14 protein-coding genes are annotated in these 18,122 nt (G+C 46.8%); 12 read left to right on the top strand and 2 right to left on the bottom strand.

Annotated features, from left to right (window positions below):
- The first annotated feature begins 1 nt into the window (after nucleotide 1).
- From BM358_RS17070 to BM358_RS17050, 5 genes are all read left to right on the top strand, one after another.
- On the top strand, nucleotides 2-826 hold the full coding sequence (locus tag BM358_RS17070; RefSeq protein ID WP_023989990.1) for a triphosphoribosyl-dephospho-CoA synthase: 825 nt from the start codon (nucleotides 2-4) through the stop codon (nucleotides 824-826).
- A gap of 27 nt (nucleotides 827-853) precedes the next feature.
- The gene (locus BM358_RS17065; RefSeq protein ID WP_023989989.1) at nucleotides 854-1,153 is read left to right on the top strand and encodes a malonate decarboxylase subunit delta; all 300 of its coding nucleotides are present in this window, start codon (nucleotides 854-856) and stop codon (nucleotides 1,151-1,153) included.
- Nucleotides 1,143-2,816, top strand: coding sequence for a biotin-independent malonate decarboxylase subunit beta (gene mdcD, locus BM358_RS17060; protein ID WP_023989988.1), 1,674 nt, complete (start codon nucleotides 1,143-1,145; stop codon nucleotides 2,814-2,816). The genes BM358_RS17065 and mdcD overlap by 11 nt, the downstream gene beginning before the upstream one ends.
- Complete coding sequence (locus BM358_RS17055; protein WP_028541558.1) at nucleotides 2,810-3,430, top strand: malonate decarboxylase holo-ACP synthase; 621 nt, start codon at nucleotides 2,810-2,812, stop codon at nucleotides 3,428-3,430. The genes mdcD and BM358_RS17055 overlap by 7 nt, the downstream gene beginning before the upstream one ends.
- A gap of 79 nt (nucleotides 3,431-3,509) precedes the next feature.
- Nucleotides 3,510-4,640 carry an acyltransferase gene (locus BM358_RS17050; RefSeq protein WP_023989986.1) on the top strand — a complete coding sequence of 377 codons (1,131 nt, stop codon included), beginning with the start codon at nucleotides 3,510-3,512 and terminating at the stop codon, nucleotides 4,638-4,640.
- Nucleotides 4,641-4,781: 141 nt separating this feature from the next.
- Here the strand turns inward: BM358_RS17050 and BM358_RS17045 are convergent, their stop codons facing one another.
- The gene (locus BM358_RS17045) at nucleotides 4,782-6,260 is read right to left on the bottom strand and encodes a PTS transporter subunit EIIC (RefSeq protein ID WP_028541559.1); all 1,479 of its coding nucleotides are present in this window, start codon (nucleotides 6,258-6,260) and stop codon (nucleotides 4,782-4,784) included.
- Between the two features lie 317 nt (nucleotides 6,261-6,577).
- Between BM358_RS17045 and BM358_RS17040 the strand changes: the two genes are divergently transcribed.
- Together BM358_RS17040 and glpK are read left to right on the top strand one after the other, a co-directional pair.
- The gene (locus tag BM358_RS17040) at nucleotides 6,578-7,402 is read left to right on the top strand and encodes an MIP/aquaporin family protein (RefSeq protein WP_028541560.1); all 825 of its coding nucleotides are present in this window, start codon (nucleotides 6,578-6,580) and stop codon (nucleotides 7,400-7,402) included.
- A gap of 32 nt (nucleotides 7,403-7,434) precedes the next feature.
- Nucleotides 7,435-8,928 carry a glycerol kinase GlpK gene (gene glpK / locus BM358_RS17035; protein WP_028541561.1) on the top strand — a complete coding sequence of 498 codons (1,494 nt, stop codon included), beginning with the start codon at nucleotides 7,435-7,437 and terminating at the stop codon, nucleotides 8,926-8,928.
- An 85-nt stretch (nucleotides 8,929-9,013) separates the two neighbouring features.
- Here glpK and BM358_RS17030 read toward each other — a convergent pair whose 3' ends face one another.
- On the bottom strand, nucleotides 9,014-10,054 hold the full coding sequence (locus BM358_RS17030; RefSeq protein ID WP_023989982.1) for a LacI family DNA-binding transcriptional regulator: 1,041 nt from the start codon (nucleotides 10,052-10,054) through the stop codon (nucleotides 9,014-9,016).
- A gap of 284 nt (nucleotides 10,055-10,338) precedes the next feature.
- Here BM358_RS17030 and BM358_RS17025 point away from each other — a divergent pair, with 284 nt between their 5' ends.
- The 5 genes from BM358_RS17025 (at nucleotide 10,339) to BM358_RS17005 (ending at nucleotide 18,071) form a co-directional block, all read left to right on the top strand.
- Complete coding sequence (locus BM358_RS17025; protein WP_028541562.1) at nucleotides 10,339-11,667, top strand: ABC transporter substrate-binding protein; 1,329 nt, start codon at nucleotides 10,339-10,341, stop codon at nucleotides 11,665-11,667.
- Nucleotides 11,668-11,737: 70 nt separating this feature from the next.
- On the top strand, nucleotides 11,738-12,631 hold the full coding sequence (locus BM358_RS17020) for a carbohydrate ABC transporter permease (protein ID WP_028541563.1): 894 nt from the start codon (nucleotides 11,738-11,740) through the stop codon (nucleotides 12,629-12,631).
- Nucleotides 12,631-13,449 (top strand): carbohydrate ABC transporter permease, encoded by an 819-nt coding sequence (locus tag BM358_RS17015; RefSeq protein ID WP_028541564.1) that lies wholly within the window; start codon nucleotides 12,631-12,633, stop codon nucleotides 13,447-13,449. The genes BM358_RS17020 and BM358_RS17015 overlap by 1 nt, the downstream gene beginning before the upstream one ends.
- Nucleotides 13,450-13,472: 23 nt before the next feature.
- The gene (locus BM358_RS17010; RefSeq protein ID WP_028541565.1) at nucleotides 13,473-14,819 is read left to right on the top strand and encodes a GH1 family beta-glucosidase; all 1,347 of its coding nucleotides are present in this window, start codon (nucleotides 13,473-13,475) and stop codon (nucleotides 14,817-14,819) included.
- 18 nt (nucleotides 14,820-14,837) lie between these two features.
- On the top strand, nucleotides 14,838-18,071 hold the full coding sequence (locus tag BM358_RS17005; protein ID WP_028541566.1) for a hypothetical protein: 3,234 nt from the start codon (nucleotides 14,838-14,840) through the stop codon (nucleotides 18,069-18,071).
- The last annotated feature ends 51 nt before the right edge of the window (nucleotides 18,072-18,122 follow it).

The raw sequence follows: 18,122 nt of genomic DNA, 5'->3' as shown, positions 1-18,122 counted from the left end.
CATGCTCACGATGAATCATTCAGCTTTCGCGGCTTCTCTGGCTGCCAAAGCTGTAAAGGCACTGATGGAAGAGGCTCTTCTTACGCCCAAGCCTGGACTTGTCGATGCCAGAGACAATGGCTCTCATACTGATATGTCCATCGATCTTATGCTTGCATCCGCAAGAGCATTGGAGGATACGTTTCGGGAAATAGCCATTGTGTCATACCTTCACCCGGTGGACCAGACTTTGCGTGAGCAGATCGCTCTAATCGGGCGGGAGGGCGAGAAGGTGATGCTCAGTGCAACGAACGGTGTCAATACACATAAGGGTGCCATTTGGGCCCTTGGGCTTTTAACAAGTGCACGGGCAGCCTTTCCAAGGGAGCGGGACCCACATCAGATTATGAGCATTGCAGGAAGAATTGCATCGTTCCATGACCGGTACCGTCCGATGCAGCAGACGAATGGACGAACGGTTAAGAAGAAATACGCGGTAGTGGGGGCAGAGGAAGAAGCGAAGCTAGGCTTTCCGCACATCCGGGACGAAGCTTTACCTGCTTTGCTGCGCGCTAGGGCTTGTGGGAAGACAGAGGTCGAAGCACGCTTAGAAGCTTTATTGGCCTTGGTGGCATGTGTGGATGATACCTGCATCCTACACCGCGGTCAGTTGACGGATCTGATGGCGATTCAGAGTATGGCCGCAGCCTTCCTTGCAGCAGATGGATTAAGAACCCAGTCGGGCAGAAAGCTGCTCTACCGCTTGTCCGAGTATTGTAATGTTAGACAACTCTCACCCGGAGGTAGTGCTGATCTGCTAGCTGCCACATTATTTCTAATCGATTGATACTTTAATTGGAGGTGTTTCTGAAGGATGGAAAAATTACAGTTTCAATACCAGACTACGAAGCCCATCTGTAAGCCGGCACATATAGGTGTTGTCGGTTCGGGAGATTTGGAGATTATTGTAGAGCCTGTAAAAGGCCAGACCACCAACGTCAGCATTTTAACAGGCAGTGAAGGATTTGAACAAGTATGGGAGAATGTTCTGACCCGTTTTTTTAACCGTTATCCGATTACTGCCAATATTACAGTTCATGACTTCGGAGCTACTCCGGGTGTAGTAATGCTTAGATTTACGCAAGTGCTGGAGGTGCTGGATTATGCAGAATAGTTTTGTGGAGCTGAATGGACGCGAGAGAGCTAAAGCGCTGCTGGACGAAGGGACTTTCCGTGAGATACTTGGGCCGTTAGACAAAATCCAATCCCCCCACCTAGAGCCGCAAGGCATTGTTCCTCAGAGCGACGACGGGATTATTCTGGCTCTTGGCGAAATACACAAACAGAAGGTCTTGATCATTTCGATGGAAGGCGCTTTTCAAGGAGGGGGGATTGGAGAAGTCAGCGGGGCCAAAATTTCCGGAGCGCTCGAACTGGCACTGGAAGAGAATAAGAGAGGGAACAAACTATATCCCGTCATGATCTTCGATACAGGGGGTGTTCGGCTACAGGAAGCGAACTATGGATTGTTGTCGATTTCGGAGATTGCTACCCAGATCGTTGCCCTGCGTAAATACGTTCCTGTTATCGGACTGATCCCGGGCCGCGTAGGGGCATTTGGGGGAATGTCCATTACTGCAGAATTGTTTACCACTCTGATTGCTACGAAGAAAGCGCGCCTCGGTCTGAACGGGCCGGAGGTCATTGAGCAGGAAGCAGGGGTCATGGAGTTCGATGCAAGCGACAAAGCCTTGATTTGGAACACAATCGGAGCTAACCAGCGCTTCCAAACCGGATTGATTGACGAAATGGTGGAAGATACGACGGATGCAGTTGTCGAAGCGATTGATACTGCGCTCAAGGCACCGGCGAAGCCTGCTAAAACAGAGCAAATCGATTTCTATCTGACCCTGTTAAACACTCTTGATCCTACAGAAGCTTGGACACCTGAGCGCTATCGCGAATTTTACACGCAGATACAGCCTGTGCAGCAGCCTGTCCCGCTGGCAAAAGAGGGTGCGGCCGACATGTCGGATAGTAGAGGTTATCGCTGGTTCTCTCGCTTGACGGGCATTGCTCACCCAATCAGCGATGTTCCTTCAGTGCTTGCGGCAGACGTGGATAAGCACGGACAACTGTGCAGATATATCGCCATTGTTCCGAATGCCTCCAACCGATTCCCGCGTGTCAGAAACGGTGAGGTTGGTATGCTTGAAGGCTGGACGGTGGCTCAAATCATCAGGGACGCAATCCGTCAAGATGAGAAAAAAGAAACCAAACGTCCGATCATTGCCATCATTGATGTACCCAGTCAAGCCTATGGCTATAAGGAAGAAATGGTCGGTATCAGTCTTGCCCTGGCTGCAAGTGCAGATGCTTACGCAACCGCTAGATTAGAAGGCCATCCAGTTATCGGTGTGATTGTCGGTAACGCGATTTCCGGGGGCTTCCTCGCGCATGGGCTGCAATCGAATCGTTTGATCGCACTGGATGACAGCAAGGTCAATATTCAGGCCATGTCCAAGGCTTCTGCTGCTCGGATTACCAAGCGGACGATTGCCGAGCTTGAAGAAGCTACCAAGAAAGTTCCAGCTATGGCCTACGATGTTCGTAGCTACAGTACTCTGGGGGCATTATATCAGATGCTGAGCGGTATCCATGCAGACGATCCACAGAGTAGTGATGTAGCCATCGTGGAAAAGACCGTTTCCGAGGCAATCGAGAGTACAAAAGGAGCGCCCCGCGACCTTAGCTTCCGATTGCAGACTAAGGAAGCTATGGCGGGTGGGCGGACTGCAACCCGTGGCGTTCGAGATGCGCTTTTGGAGCAATGGTAATCCATCCACATGATCTGATTGAAGTGTCCAATTTGAAATATCTCTCCTTATATGAAGACAAGGAGTGGGTAACCGCCTCGCTGAGGCGGACCCCCTTTGTGGTCGTTCGCCGAGCCGATCCGTCGGCGGATGGTTGTATTCCCGTCGGAGTACGTGGACAGGAGCGAAATCAACGGGAAGCTGCATTCCTGGACCCGAAGGGGGTGTCCCAGCTCGTGTCTCCCTATGCGATAGTGAAACGTCAGATGTGGAACTCCTTGCCTACAGAGAGACGGCAGCAGCCTGTCCTTCAGTTGATGGACTTGTTAGCAGAAATGATGGCGGATTGGCGCTGGGGGCCAGCGGGGAGCGCAGGATTCGAAATAGTAACGCAATACCCGACTGTGAAGGAAACGAGTGATCTTGACCTTGTTATAGATGGTTCAGAGGTTATTGATTATGCAGTAGCTGAAAGACTTGTGCACAAGTTGGAGCATCTGGGTGTTCGAATTGACATTCAATTGGAGACAAGAGACGGTGCCTACGTCCTGCGCGAAATTCTTGAGAGACGGGCCAGCACTGTGGTGCTGCGAACTTCTTCGGGTCCCAAGCTCGTTCGTAATCCTTGGCAATAAGGAGCTATAATCAACGGCAAAAGGGAGGAATGCACGACCATTTGGCTTCAGGAAAGCTGTCAAAGGGGAAGTGCGTATTATGGAAAACACTGAAGAGCGGAATATTAATATTAATGAGAGCGACATCTTAAAGGTGTTTGCCGTCAGCGGAGCGATCTTGCAAAGCGTTCTGGGGATGTTTCTGAAGTATGCACACACTAACGATAACCTAGCCTTATTAGGCGTCATTTTCAATATAGTAAAGTATACTGCGCCAGTCTTTATTTTTGCCATTGTATATGGGATGGTGAAAAATAATCAGCATACGAAGGTATCCCATTTTTACAAGGAAAAATTCGGGGAGCTCGTGATCCCTTATTTACTGTGGGCAGCGGCTGGCTTAATTTTCTTCCCGGAAATTCAGGTTAATCAGCACGTTGCATCATTCCGGACGCTCATCGAGTCATTTGTGCTCGGTAATGCATCATCACAGTTTTGGTACACGGTGATGATGTTGCAATTTCAATTGCTGATGCCAGTCCTTATTTTCATCTGCTACAAATACTTGGCTAAGCCTAAGCGGGTCATTCCGCTGCTTATTGTGAGCTTCGTGATCTTCGGAGCGTGGCTATGGATGTACGATACCTTCGTATTCCAAGGAGCATATGCGATTAGTCTGCGTTACCTTGACCGCTTTTTCGTTAGTTATTTTATTTATGCTTTACTAGGTGGAATCGCTTGGGTATATAAGAAACAGTTCGACGGAGTGCTTCGCCGGATTCAGTTCATACTCATTCCGGTAATGCTTCTTATTCTCATTTGGACAAATCACGAATTTTTCGGTTTTGGTTTTGAGGATATGTCCTTCGGAAATCTGATTTATCTGAAGCCATCCATGACCTTGTACAGCTTGGTAGTGATTTTCCTGATTTACATGCTGGCAAGACATTTGATCAGCGTAAATTCCCGTTCACTTCCCTATTACAAATGGTTATCTACTTATGCGTACCGGGCCTTTACAGCGAACGTATTTATTTTGGTCATCGTGCTGCGCTTGGTCGGTGATTTGCTAAGTCAGCTTCCTTTATTTGTGGCACTGCTTTTGGTTTATCTGACGACTGTAGCATGCTCCTTCGGCATCGTCTATGCCTTTGCGCAGATAAAGGTAAAGGTATGTCGTGAATGGTTATTGTTGAAACAAAAAAGAGCGCAAAGCACCGATCTAAGATAAATGCCTAAAAGAAATAATACAGATAACAACGCATATATGACATCATAATTTAGGCGTATCTAAGTTATTGGCGTATTGACGGCAACCCCAAAGGGTATCTCGATGATTGAAGAGATACCCTTTTTGTGAACCTGAACTTACTTACATCAATCGCTGTATTTCATCTTTCAGAATTTCGGACCGAGTCCCGAAAATAACCTGCAGGGTACCGTTACCAAGCCTGATGATTCCCGATGCTCCGAGCTGCTTGAGAGCTTGATCATTAACCGCTTTGTCGTCTTTGACGACAAGACGCAGCCGTGTGATGCAGGCATCAATGCTTTGAATATTGTCTGAACCGCCGAGATAGGTTAGTATTCTGCCTGCCTGACTGGACTGAGTGTCGGATGTGGCGCTTGCCTTTCCAATGGGTACAGATTCGTTAGCCTCAGACAGGAGACCGTCTTCTACATCATCTTCACGCCCAGGAGTTTTTAGGTTGAATTTGAGAATGATGAATCGGAACAGAAAGTAATAAATGAGGGCGAAGACAAGCCCGACCGGGATCATTCGCAATGGGTGGGTGGAGAGTTTCATATTGACCAGATAGTCAATGAGTCCTGCTGAAAAAGAAAAGCCGAGTTTGACATCCAATAGGTATACGACCAGGCCGCTCAGGCCTGTCAGCAGAGCATGAACGCCGTAAAGCAATGGTGCAATGAACATAAACGAAAATTCGAGGGGCTCGGTAATTCCGGTCAGGAACGATGCCAGTGCAGAACCGATGAAAATGGAAGCGACGGCTTTACGTTTTTCCGGTTTGGCCGTATGAATGAATGCGAGGGCTGCTGCTGGCAGAGCGAACATCATAATGGGGAAGAAGCCGGACATGAATATACCCGCCGATGTATCGCCTGCGAAAAAACGCGTCAGGTCACCATGAACGACCTCACCGGCAGCATTGGTGTAGTCACCAATTTGAAACCATGCGATCGAGTTCAACACATGATGCAAACCGAGTGGGATCAGCAGCCGATTGGCAATCATGAATATCATTGATCCGATTCCGCCAAAGCCGACAATCCAGTTGCCGAAGACTGCAATCCCATCTTGTATCGGACTCCAGATCATACCGAGCAGAATGGCCAGAATCATGGTCGTAAAGGCGGTGATCATGGGGACAAAACGTTTGCCCGAGAAGAAGCCAAGCCAATCTGGGAGCTGAATATTGTGATATTTTTTAAACAGAAAAGCAGACCATCCACCGATAAAAATACCACCCAATACGCCCATGTCCAGCTTGACGTCGTCTGGAATATATGCAAATATACCCGGCACTGCCGCCAAAATACGGGTCAGCACCATATAGGCAATGACTGCCGATAATGCGGCTACTGCGTCGCCTGCCAGACCAATGGCAACACCGATGGAGAAAATGAGCGCAAGGTTACCGAAGATGGCCCCCGCCCCCTCGTTCAGAAAAGGAGTGACATAATGATTCAGAAATCCGCCAACTCCGGGACCAAGTGGTATATCCGTTTCATAATTAATCAGTGCTAATCCTTGCAAAATCCCTGCGGCGGGTAGAGTGGCTACTGGAAGCATTAACGACTTGCCGATTTTTTGCAGAAATTTCAGCATAACATTCTTCCCTTCTTCATCGAGTTTGGGAGTGTCGTATTCATCCTGAAACCCTTACATTAAACCATTTTTTTACATCATAAATCGGATAATCTAACATGGTCAACGATTATTTTAAGCTATGAAAAGACGTAAATCCGCAGTTGACATCGCTTACATGCTTATATAGTATCAAATTTAAGTTAATAATCGTGACGGAGACAAGAGAGCCACGCAGACATCCCATGGTACAGCACAGGGTTGGTTTGTGATGGCTTTTCTTTTTTTGCGCGATGAAAGCGATCGAAATCGGATGATCTATTGAGGAGGTAGGTTATATGTCGCCATACGCAGCCGAATTCATAGGGACAATGATTCTTATTGCCCTAGGTGGCGGAGTGTGCGCAGGGGTGTCCCTGAAAAAGTCATTTGCTCACGCTTCCGGATGGATTGTGATTGGAATGGGATGGGGGCTCGCGGTTGCTATTGGGGTGTATGCAGTGGGTGAAATCAGCGGAGCGCATTTGAATCCGGCAGTGACACTGGCGTTGGCATTTCAGGGCATTTTTCCGTGGCAGGACGTTCCCGGCTATATTGTGGCTCAGCTTCTCGGGGCCATGGCGGGTGCGATAATCGTCGTTTTGCATTATTGGCCTCACTGGAAAGAGACGGAGGACACAGCAACCAAACTCAGTGTATTTGCGACAGGACCGGCTATTGATCATCCGTTTGCCAACGTGCTTAGTGAAATGATAGGTACTTTCATCTTTGTTCTTGCTCTGCAGTCATTTGGTGCCAATTCATTTACAGGGGGCTTGAAACCGCTGATTGTGGGTTTTTTGGTTGTCAGTATCGGTTTATCCTTTGGAGGCACAACGGGCTATGCCATCAATCCAGCGAGAGATTTTGGGCCGCGTCTGATGCATTATTTACTACCGATTCCCGGTAAGGGAGCATCCAATTGGAAATATGCCTGGGTACCCATTGTAGGGCCGCTGTTGGGTGGATCTTTCGCAGGGCTATTTTATCAGGCTGTTTTTAAGGGGAGTGTAACTCCGGCTTTCTGGATTTTACTAGGGATCATCGTGATTGTACTTTTGATTACCTTCCGTATGAGTCGTACTTATAAAAATCATAAAACGGATCACAAACTTACAGCTTAAAAACGATGGATTTACACGAGGAGAGATGAACAATGGGAAAATATATTTTGTCACTAGATCAGGGAACGACAAGCTCAAGAGCGATTTTGTTCAATAGCGAAGGAGATGTAGTGTACTCGGCTCAGCGAGAATTTCCACAATATTTTCCTCATCCCGGCTGGGTGGAGCAGAATGCGAATGAAATCTGGAGCTCTATTCTCGGAGTCATTGCCTCCTGTCTTTCCGAATCCGGTGTAAAAGCAAATCAAGTGGCTGCCATTGGCATTACCAATCAGCGAGAATCGGTGGCTGTGTGGGACAAAAATACAGGAGTGCCCGTGTATAACGTACTCGTATGGCAATCACGCCAAACCTCGGACATCTGTGAAGAATTGAAGCGGCAAGGGCACGAGGAGCTGTTTCACAGCAAAACAGGCCTGTTGATCGACCCGTATTTTTCAGGCACTAAAGTAAAGTGGATACTGGACCATGTGGAGGGCGCTCGGGAAAAGGCAGAACGAGGTGACCTATTATTCGGTACGATTGACTCGTGGCTGATCTGGAAATTATCCGGCGGAACGGCACATGTAACAGACTACTCCAATGCAGCCAGGACGCTGATGTACAACATTTATGAACTAAAGTGGGACGAAGAGCTGCTGGACATTCTGGGTGTTCCGAAAATCATGCTACCTGAGGTGAGACCTTCTTCCGAGGTATATGCGCACACCGTGGATTATCATTTCTTTGGTCAGAATGTACCAATCGCCGGTGCAGCAGGTGACCAGCAGGCAGCTTTGTTTGGTCAGGCATGTTACGAAAAAGGGATGATCAAAAATACTTACGGCACAGGCTGCTTCATGCTGATGAATACGGGGGATCAGCCTGTTGAATCCAAGCACGGCCTGATTACGACCATCGCTTGGGGACTGGAGGAAGGCAAAGTGCAATACGCACTCGAGGGGAGTGTGTTTGTAGCGGGGTCGGCGATCCAGTGGCTGCGAGACGGGCTGCGCATGTTCCGTGAAGCGAAGGACAGTGAGCCTTATGCCGCCCGTGTTTCGTCTACAGAAGGAGTGTATCTTGTACCCGCTTTTGTCGGACTGGGCAGCCCCTACTGGGATAGTGAGGTGCGCGGAGCGATGTTCGGCCTGACACGCGGGACCACGAAGGAGCATTTTATCCGCGCCACATTGGAGTCACTTGCTTATCAGACCAAGGATGTGCTTACAGCCATGGAGATTGATTCAGGTATTGCAGTGAAGACGCTGCGGGTGGATGGGGGAGCTGTATTGAACAATTTTCTGATGCAATTCCAGAGCGATATTTTGGATGCAACAGTGGAGCGGCCAGTTATCCATGAGACGACGGCACTGGGGGCTGCATGTCTGGCAGGTTTGGCTATTGGATATTGGAAGAGTACGGATGAACTTCGCAAGCGGGTGAGGGTGGAAACCTCTTTTGCCCCGGATATGGATGAATCAACACGTGAAAGCTTGTATGAAGGCTGGAAAAAGGCTGTGAATGCGACGATGGCCTACAAGTAATAGATTAAGCGTTGGGTCTCTGAATATTAAACTGCAAAAAGATGACTTCTGAATTTATCAGAAGTCATCTTTTTTAAGGCATATGCTAACTCTTGACCTTCGTATGGTTCCAATGTTGCCGGGCTCCGCAGGAGCTACGAATGACTAGTTCCGGCTCTACTTTAATACATTTCGTGTCCATTTGTTTATTCATCAGGTCAAACAGCACCATAGCGGCTAGACGGCCTATTTTTTGCTTGTCTTGTTTTACCGTCGTCAGTGGAGGTTCGGTATAACGACAGGCTTCTATATCATCACATCCCACTACAGCAATATCCTCGGGTACCCTCAAGCCGCTTTCCTTGAAAGCACGTATGGCACCAAAAGCAAGTAAGTCGGTAGCCGCAAAAATAGCTTTTGGTAAATTTCCTTGCTGTATCCACGCCTTCGCGATCTGGTATCCATCTTCTGCCGCGTAGTCCTTACCATACACGATCCATTCAGGTCTGACATCAAGACTAAACCGTTTTAGTGAAGCAATAAAAGCCTCCTCTCTCTCTTTAATAACCAAGGAGGGGCGTTCAATGCCTATAAAACCCATTTCGCGGTATCCATTCATGTAAAAGTGCTCAACAACCTTCATTGAAATCTTCTGATTGTCGGACATGATATAGCAGGAACTAGCTCCGGTTAGCTCAATATCGACACCGATGCAGGGGATAGGGCTGGCGTCGAGATCAAAAACACTCTTCTCCACCTCATCTCCAGCAATAATAATGCACCCGTCCACTGAAAAATATTTCGAGCGAGCCAAATAGTCCTCTCCATTATCCAGAAATTTCTCATTTGAAAAAAACAGCAGATCGTAACCGAGCAAGCCAATCTGTTTTTTGAAGACATTAATGATATCTACAAAAAAAGGATGACTAAAATCAACATTCAGCTTGCCGGCAAATATAACGCCTACCAGATTAGATTTTTTGGTAGCAAGCGTTTTAGCCGAGGAGGAGGGTCTATAGCCTGTTTCCTCCATGATTTTAAGTACCCGCTGCCGGGTTTCCTCACTGATGTCCGTGTAATTGTTAATGATTTTCGAAACCGTTGCCACTGAAACGCCTGCCATGCTAGCTATTGTTTTTATATTCATGGAATCCTCCGTAACTAAACTGATTTAGTTAAATTGACTTTGCTTTTCAAACTTAATGATTACTCGTATTCTATGCTACCTCATAGAAGTGAGTCAACAGTGTGAATAAAGGATATTGCCTAATATTTCAAGGAGTAATAACGGTGATTTATGTTTTATTTGATAATTTACAATTCTCTATTTACAAATACAGGCTATCCGATACATAATAGTAGCTGTAATTAACTAAACCGCTTTCGTAAAAGTGAATGCATTTATTCTAAGAGTACAGGGGGAATTTTGCAATGCTGAAAAAGTGTTTTTCTTTACTTGTTGTAACCGCTTTAATAGTGGTATTGGCTGCTTGCGGCAAAGGTGGTGAAGCTGGACAGAACGGGAATAAAAAGGTCACGTTAAAGATTATTCATTGGCAGCAAGAAAATATTAATAACTATATAAAGGAATTTAATAAAAAGTTTGAAGAGAAGTATCCCGATGTTCAGGTGGAGTATACGACGGTTCCTGCTGATTCAACTTATGATCAACTGATGCAAACGCGTATGAATGCTGGTTCAACCGGTGATGCAGACATTATTCCTTTGAAATTCAGCTTCGTAGGCGCACCGCAGGAATGGTCTAAGGGAGCAGCTGATCCGATGTGGAAGCAGTGGATTGAGGGAGGACTCATTGCAGATCTGTCGGATCAAGCTTTTATCAAAAACTATAATCCTACAGATGTCAAAAATGCCATGACCTACAACGACAAAGTATACGGTGTAAACATGGGAAAGGTGGCCCTGACAGGTCTGTTTTACAACAAAGAGATTTTTGAAAAATATAATCTTACTGTGCCAACGACATGGGACGAACTGGTGAATGTGATGAAGGTGCTCAAGGATAATGGCGTAGAACCGCTTGGTTTTGGCGGTAAGGATGTATGGCCTATTAACCTTGCTGTCCAAGGGCTTCAAGCCTCTATCCATGATGATCAGCTGGAATATATCAAAGGGTTGTGGACAGGTAAGACGAAGCTGACAGACCCCGTCCAGCTCGAGGTTTTGGAAAAATCACAAATTTTGATGAACAACGCCATTAGTGGATTTATGGGGATTGACTATGGAACCTTGCCAAGCTTGTTTGCTTCAGGTCGTGTGGCCATGATTGCGGATGGTACATGGGATGCAACTACGATTCAGACAGCCAATCCAGAGATGAAATTTGGATATTTCCCGATTCCAGGTAGTAATGATCCTGCCAAAAATAAAAATCTAGCAGGAAAATACGATATGACATGGATGGTTCTGGAAAAATCACCGAATAAGGAATATGCGATTAAATGGCTTGAAATGCTTTCTGAGAAGCAGAACTATACCGATTTCGTGAACGTTGCTGGATTTTTGCCAACACAGCCTGATGTGAAGATAAAAAGTGATTTTGTTGCTGAAATTCAGCCGTCACTTGAAAACTTCAAGCTCTCTTGGGATCAGTTGTTTATCAACCGTAAGAATGCTGGGCAATACGTTAAGGATGCCAGTGCACATGCAGAATTCTTGGCTCCTGCTGGTCCGATAAAGACGCCTTTGGAACTTGCTCAGAAATCTCAGGCTGACTGGGATGCGGCTGCTCCTAAATAATGCATAGATTTTACAGGAAAACAATTGGGCAACTGCAAGACCTTAAATAATGTAAAAAGGTGTGAGGCACATGTATCCCTTCGGAAAGGGTGCGGCCCGGATAATGCCCTATCTTTTGCTGGGTATACCGGTTCTGCTCTATTTGCTTCTTGGTTTTGGACCCTCTATGGTAACGGTGCTTTTTTCCTTTACAGATGCTACCGGGGTTCCGGGACAGACATGGAGTTTTATCGGATTCGAGAATTACACAACTTTCTTCACCTCCTCCGATTCTGGAGATCGTCTCGCTTCTATAGGACGTTCCTTGTATTTTGCCGTAGCGGTGGTTGTAATTCAAAATGCGGTAGGGCTGTTCATGGCCGTCCTGATTAATAAAAAGCTTAAAGGGGATATGTTATATCGCTCTGTATTTTTCCTCCCTGTTGTACTCGGGGTAACGGTATCCGGCCTGATCTGGCAGCTGCTTGCCAATCCGCTTGGGGGTCCTGCGCAAGCCTTGATGAACTTTTTTGGAACGAGCTCTAACTTCTTCGGGGATTACAATATTGCATTTGAGTTGATTATTTTTGTGCAAATTTGGATGTATATGGGTTACTCGATGACTATTTTCTTAGCCGGACTCCAATCTATCCCCAGTGACTTATATGAAGCAGGGTATATGGACGGTGCCTCTGGATGGAAAGCGTTCAAAAATATTACCTTTCCGATGATTGCACCGTCCTTTACCGTCAATATGCTGCTGTCCATTATCGGCGCCTTGCAGACCTTTGACATTATTTATGTGCTGACAGGTGGTAAATTCAACACAACAACCCTGGCGTTTGATGTATATGCAACAGCCTTTGGTACTGGAACGTCAGATTACGGTCTTGCTTCCGCAGTTGCTATGATCCAGTTCGTGTTCGTATTTACAGTATCGATGATTGCCTTGTATTACTTACGTAGAAGAGAGGTGGAAATGTAATGAGCAGTACCAAAGGGACCAAAATACTGAGCTACATCATCGTACTGCTCATGCTTTCGTTATATGTGTTCCCTCTTTTTTACCTTTTTAATGTATCCATGAAGACTCAAAGTGAGTATTTGATGAATCCTGTAGCTCTAGCCAAGAGTCTACATTTGGAAAATTTCATGGATGCTTGGGAGAAAGGGAACTTCTCTCAATACATGTGGAATAGCATTTTGTATACAGGCGTATCTACGTTATTAACACTGATTATATCCGTGTTCGCAGCTTTTCCGTTGGCACGGGGATACGTTAAGTTCAGTACCTTCTTTTATGTGTTTTTCCTGATATCTATGTATCTCCCGAATCCTCTGATTCCGCAATTTGCTCTTATTAATAGTCTGGGACTTTACAATACACAGCTTGGTTTTATCTTACTGAAAACAACAGGTACCGGCATCGCCTTCCTGATGTTTGTAGGGTATATCAAGTCTGTCTCCCGAGAGCTGGATGAAGCGGCTGCAATGGACGGGTGCGGATATTCACGATATTTGTTTACGATTCTTGTCCCGCTGATGAAGCCAGTGTTGGCGACAGGCATTATTTTGACAGCTATTGGGGCGTGGAATGACATTATAGGTCCTACTATTTATTTGTCTGATCCTGCTTATCAGCCAGTGACCAAGGGATTGTTCTCCTTCTACGGACAATACATGAACAACTGGCCGCTGCTCGCTTGCGGCATTCTGATTGTTACACTACCGCTCGTGATTTTGTATATTTTCCTCCAGCGCTTTATTGTCGGCGGTGCAATGGCCGGAGCTGTGAAGTCTTGATACCTGAAAGGATGATACCGAGTATGAGTGAGAATACCTATACATTCCCCACCACGTTTATGTGGGGAACTTCGACCTCTTCTTATCAAATTGAAGGTGGCGCGGATGAGGAAGGGAGAACGCCTTCTATTTGGGATACTTTCTGTCGAGCACCCGGGAAGGTGATAGGAGGGGACTGCGGAGATGTGGCTTGTGACCATTTTCACCGCTTTAAGGAAGACGTGCAATTAATGAAGCAACTTGGCTTTTTACATTACCGTTTTTCCGTGGCCTGGCCGCGCATTATTCCCGCACCCGGTGTGGTTAACGAACAGGGGCTACTCTTCTATGAGCGTCTGCTGGATGAGATTGAGTCGGCCGGGCTAATTCCAATGCTGACGCTGTATCATTGGGATCTACCGCAGTGGATTGAGGACGAGGGCGGTTGGACGCAGCGAGAGATTACCCAACATTTTAAAACGTATGCCTCTGTAATCATGGATCGATTTGGACAGCGTATAAGCTGGTGGAATACGATAAATGAGCCCTACTGCGCCTCTATTTTGGGCTATGGTACAGGCGAGCATGCCCCCGGCCACGAGAACTGGAGGGAAGCCTTTACTGCCGCTCATCATATTCTGATGTGTCACGGGATAGCCATGAACTTACACAAGGAAAAGGGCCTGACGGGCAACATCGGTATTACGCTAAACATGGAGCATGTCGATGCAGCCTCTGAACACCCCGAAGATGTAGCCGCTGCTGTCCGGCGGGATGGTTTTATTAATCGTTGGTTTGCCGAGCCATTGTTTAACGGGAAATACCCTGAGGATATGGTGGAATGGTACGGGGGGCACTTGAACGGATTGGATTTTGTACAGCCTGGTGATATGGAGCTGATTCAGCAGCCAGGGGATTTTTTGGGCATCAACTACTACGCCCGCAGTATCATTCAAGCGACTACAGACGCTTCGTTGCTTCAGGTCGAGCAGATTTCCATAGAGGAACCGGTAACGGATATGGGATGGGAGATTCACCCTGAATCCTTTTATAAGCTGCTAACGCGGATTGAGAAGGATTTTACCAAGGGATTACCTATCCTGATTACGGAAAACGGAGCAGCGATGAAGGACGAACTGGTGAATGGAAAGATTGAGGACATTGAGCGTCAGCATTACATTGAGGAACATTTAAAGGCATGCCATCGCTTTATTGGGGAGGGAGGTCAGCTTAAGGGCTATTTTGTCTGGTCATTCCTCGATAACTTTGAATGGGCCTGGGGATACAGCAAACGTTTCGGTATTATACACATCAATTACGACACACAGGAACGGACTCCCAAACAAAGTGCGCTGTGGTTCAAACAAGTGATGGCGAATAACGGGTTTTAAATAGAAAAGGGGGATACGATGCAGCAGTATTATTTTGACAATCAAGGACGTTTTGTGATTGAGAATTATGCGCAGGCCAAGCCCTTTTCCAGTTTTCTACCCGGTATTGCTGGGGTTCAGGGGATTCCTCTGTGGGCGTATTATGTTAATCGTGGGCAAGGAATCGCAAGCTTTGGTGTAGAGGATAAGAATGGAGCAATCATGGAGTTTTTTCCGGCCAACCGCAGCTATAGTCTTGTGCCGATACATGGCTTTCGAACGTTTTTAAAGGTGAAGATGCAGGGGAAGTGGAGCTATGTGGAGCCATTTTCGGCTGTGCATCCTGTGGAGCGTGAACAGCAAAAAATGCTGATATCCCGCCACATGCTCGAAATACACAGCTCTAATCCAGACACAGGGCTTGAGGTACGTGTGCAATATTTCACGCTTCCTCATGAAAGTTACGCTGCTTTGGTGCGCAAGGTGGAGATTGTCAATCATTCCGCTCAAGAGCTTGAACTGGAGGTGCTGGACGGCATGCCTGCCGTGCTGCCCTTCGGTATTGATAATGCGGCATACAAGGAGCTTGGACATACACTGAAAAGCTGGATGGATGTGTATAATCTCAACAATAGCATTCCTTACTATAAGGTACGTGGAAGTACAGCGGATACAAGTGAGATTCATCAAATTGAAGCGGGACATTTTATGTACAGCTTTGTGGAGGAGGAGGGCAAGACCAGGCTATTGAGTCCAATTGTCGATCCGTCCGTAATCTTTGGTGAAAATACGGCACTGACCTTCCCGGATCGCTTTATCCATTCACGCGTCGAAGACTTGGTTTCACAGCAGCCTGTGACGACGAATAAAGTGCCTTGTGGGTTTAGCGGCTACACAGCACGACTAGCGGCAGGTACTGCCGTCAATCACTGTACGATCATCGGGCATGTGAATGATATTCACTCTATCAATGAACGGATTACGGAAATTGCAACCATGTCTTATATTGAGCGGAAGGCGGAGGAAGCCAAAGCGTTGATCGAAGAGTTGACGGATGAAATGGCAACGCGGACATCCATTCCGTTATTTGACGAATACTGCCGTCAGAACTATCTGGATAACCTGTTACGCGGTGGTTATCCATTGCTGCTGGACAACGGCACCGAGCAACCATTTGTATATCATGTATTTTCCCGCAAGCATGGGGATCTGGAACGGGACTATAATTTCTTTAAGCTCCAGGCGGGATATTATTCTCAAGGAAATGGTAATTTTCGAGATGCGAACCAGAACCGGAGAAATGATGTGTGGTTTAACCCCAGCATAGGAGATTTCAATATCCGTTTGTTTATGAGCCTGATTCAGCCAGACGGCTATAATCCGCTTGTTGTAAAGGGGTGTAGCTTTCAAATACGAGAGCTGGAACCGTTGCTAGGACAGGTGGAGGTGGCAGATCATTCGTCTTTGCGTGCTTTTTTCCAATCGTCGTTCACCCCGGGTGAGCTGATTCAACATATCATTCATGACAACATCGCGCTAAAGCAAACGGTTGAGACGTTTGTAACCGAAGCTCTCAAGCATTCCGAACAATGCTATGAGGCTGATTTTGGTGAAGGTTTTTGGATCGACCATTGGACTTATAACATGGATCTCATCGAAAGTTATCTAAGTATTTATCCGGACAAACAAGAGGAACTCTTGCTCGCGACCCGAGAGTACATGTATTACGACAGTCCGGCATGGGTACAGCCACGTCGAAACAAATACGTGCAGATGAAGGACGGACGTATCCGTCAGTACGGGGCGGTCGTAGAGAGCAAGGAGAAAGAAGCTCAGCTGCACGCCCGGGATCGCGATGTTCATTGGGTTCGAACCGAACATGGAAGCGGAGAGATTTATAAGTCCAATTTATATGAAAAGCTGCTGTCATTGGCAGCCATCAAGCTGTCCACGCTGGACCCGGAGGGCTTGGGAATTGAGATGGAGGCGGGCAAGCCGGGATGGAATGATTCCATGAACGGACTTCCGGGGCTGTTTGCTTCTGGATTCAGTGAACTGTGTGAATTACAGCGACTCGTAAGATTTTTAATACATGCACAGGTGAAGCTTTTGGGCGATTCTGTGCTACGGTTGCCGCGAGAAGTTGCTAAGTTAATCCAACAGCTGAGGTTCACAATGGAGGAATACTACCACGCTTCTGATGAGGCTGATTACAGGAATGAAAGCAAGGATTACAGCTTCTGGTCACGAATTTCCGATGCTAGAGAAGCGTATCGAGAAACAGTTCGTTTTGGATTTGAAGGGGTAGAAACACCACTAGCGTTTGATGATGTGCTGGTGTTTTTGCGCCAGGCTGAACGTAAGCTCCAACAGGGGATGGATAAGGCTCTGCTTATCGGTGAGGGGATATACCCAACCTTCTTTTATTATGAAGCCAGAGAATTCGAGGTACAGGAGGATGACTGCGAAGACAAGCTCGTAAACATACATTCCTTCGAACGTAAGGATACACCATATTTTCTGGAGGGACCGACCCGGGCTATGAAAGTGGTTGGTGACATTGTAAATGGGCAGAAGCTGTATCGGCAAATCAGGCAGAGTGGACTTTACGACGGGAAGCTGGGCATGTATAAGGTGAATGAAAGTCTGGCGGGGCAGCCATTCGAACTCGGTCGTTCCAGAGCTTTTACACCGGGTTGGCTGGAAAATGAATCTATATTTATGCATATGGAATACAAATATTTACTTGAATGCTTAAGGGCGGGTCTATACACTGAATTTTTTTCAGACATTAAAAAAGCGTTACCGCCTTTTATGGACCCAGAGGTCTACGGAAGAAGCACGCTGGAGAACAGCTCCTTTATTGCTAGTATTGCTAATCCTGATGCAAGTTTGCATGGAACGGGATATATTGCGAGGCTGAGCGGATCTACGGCAGAATTTATTCATATGTGGATATGGATGATGACCGGCGGGCAACCGTTTGGCTATGATCATAGGGGCCTATCCTTGAGACTGGAGCCCAAGCTGCCAGGCTGGCTGTTCACAGCTACAGGTGAGCTATCTTTCTGTTTTCTCGGAAGCTGCCAGGTGACTTATTTTAATACGGATCGCAAGGATACTTATGCACCGGAATGCATAGTGACCCAGTATGTACTGCATTACGCCAGTGGCGAAAAGAAGACGATAAGCCAGGCTGTATTAGATCAAAAAGAGGCGCAAGATGTGAGAGAGCGGTTGATTTCCCGTATCGAGGTATATTTGGGGAAATAGCTCCATTAATTAAAGCCGTCATGCTGCAATAACAGAGCATGACGGCTTTTT

The organism is Paenibacillus sp. cl130 (assembly GCF_900116035.1).
GTDB classification, from domain to species: Bacteria; Bacillota; Bacilli; order Paenibacillales; family Paenibacillaceae; genus Paenibacillus; species Paenibacillus polymyxa_B.
The sequence above is the reverse complement of the archived record's forward strand: the minus strand, read 5'-3'. Positions and strand labels throughout refer to the sequence as shown.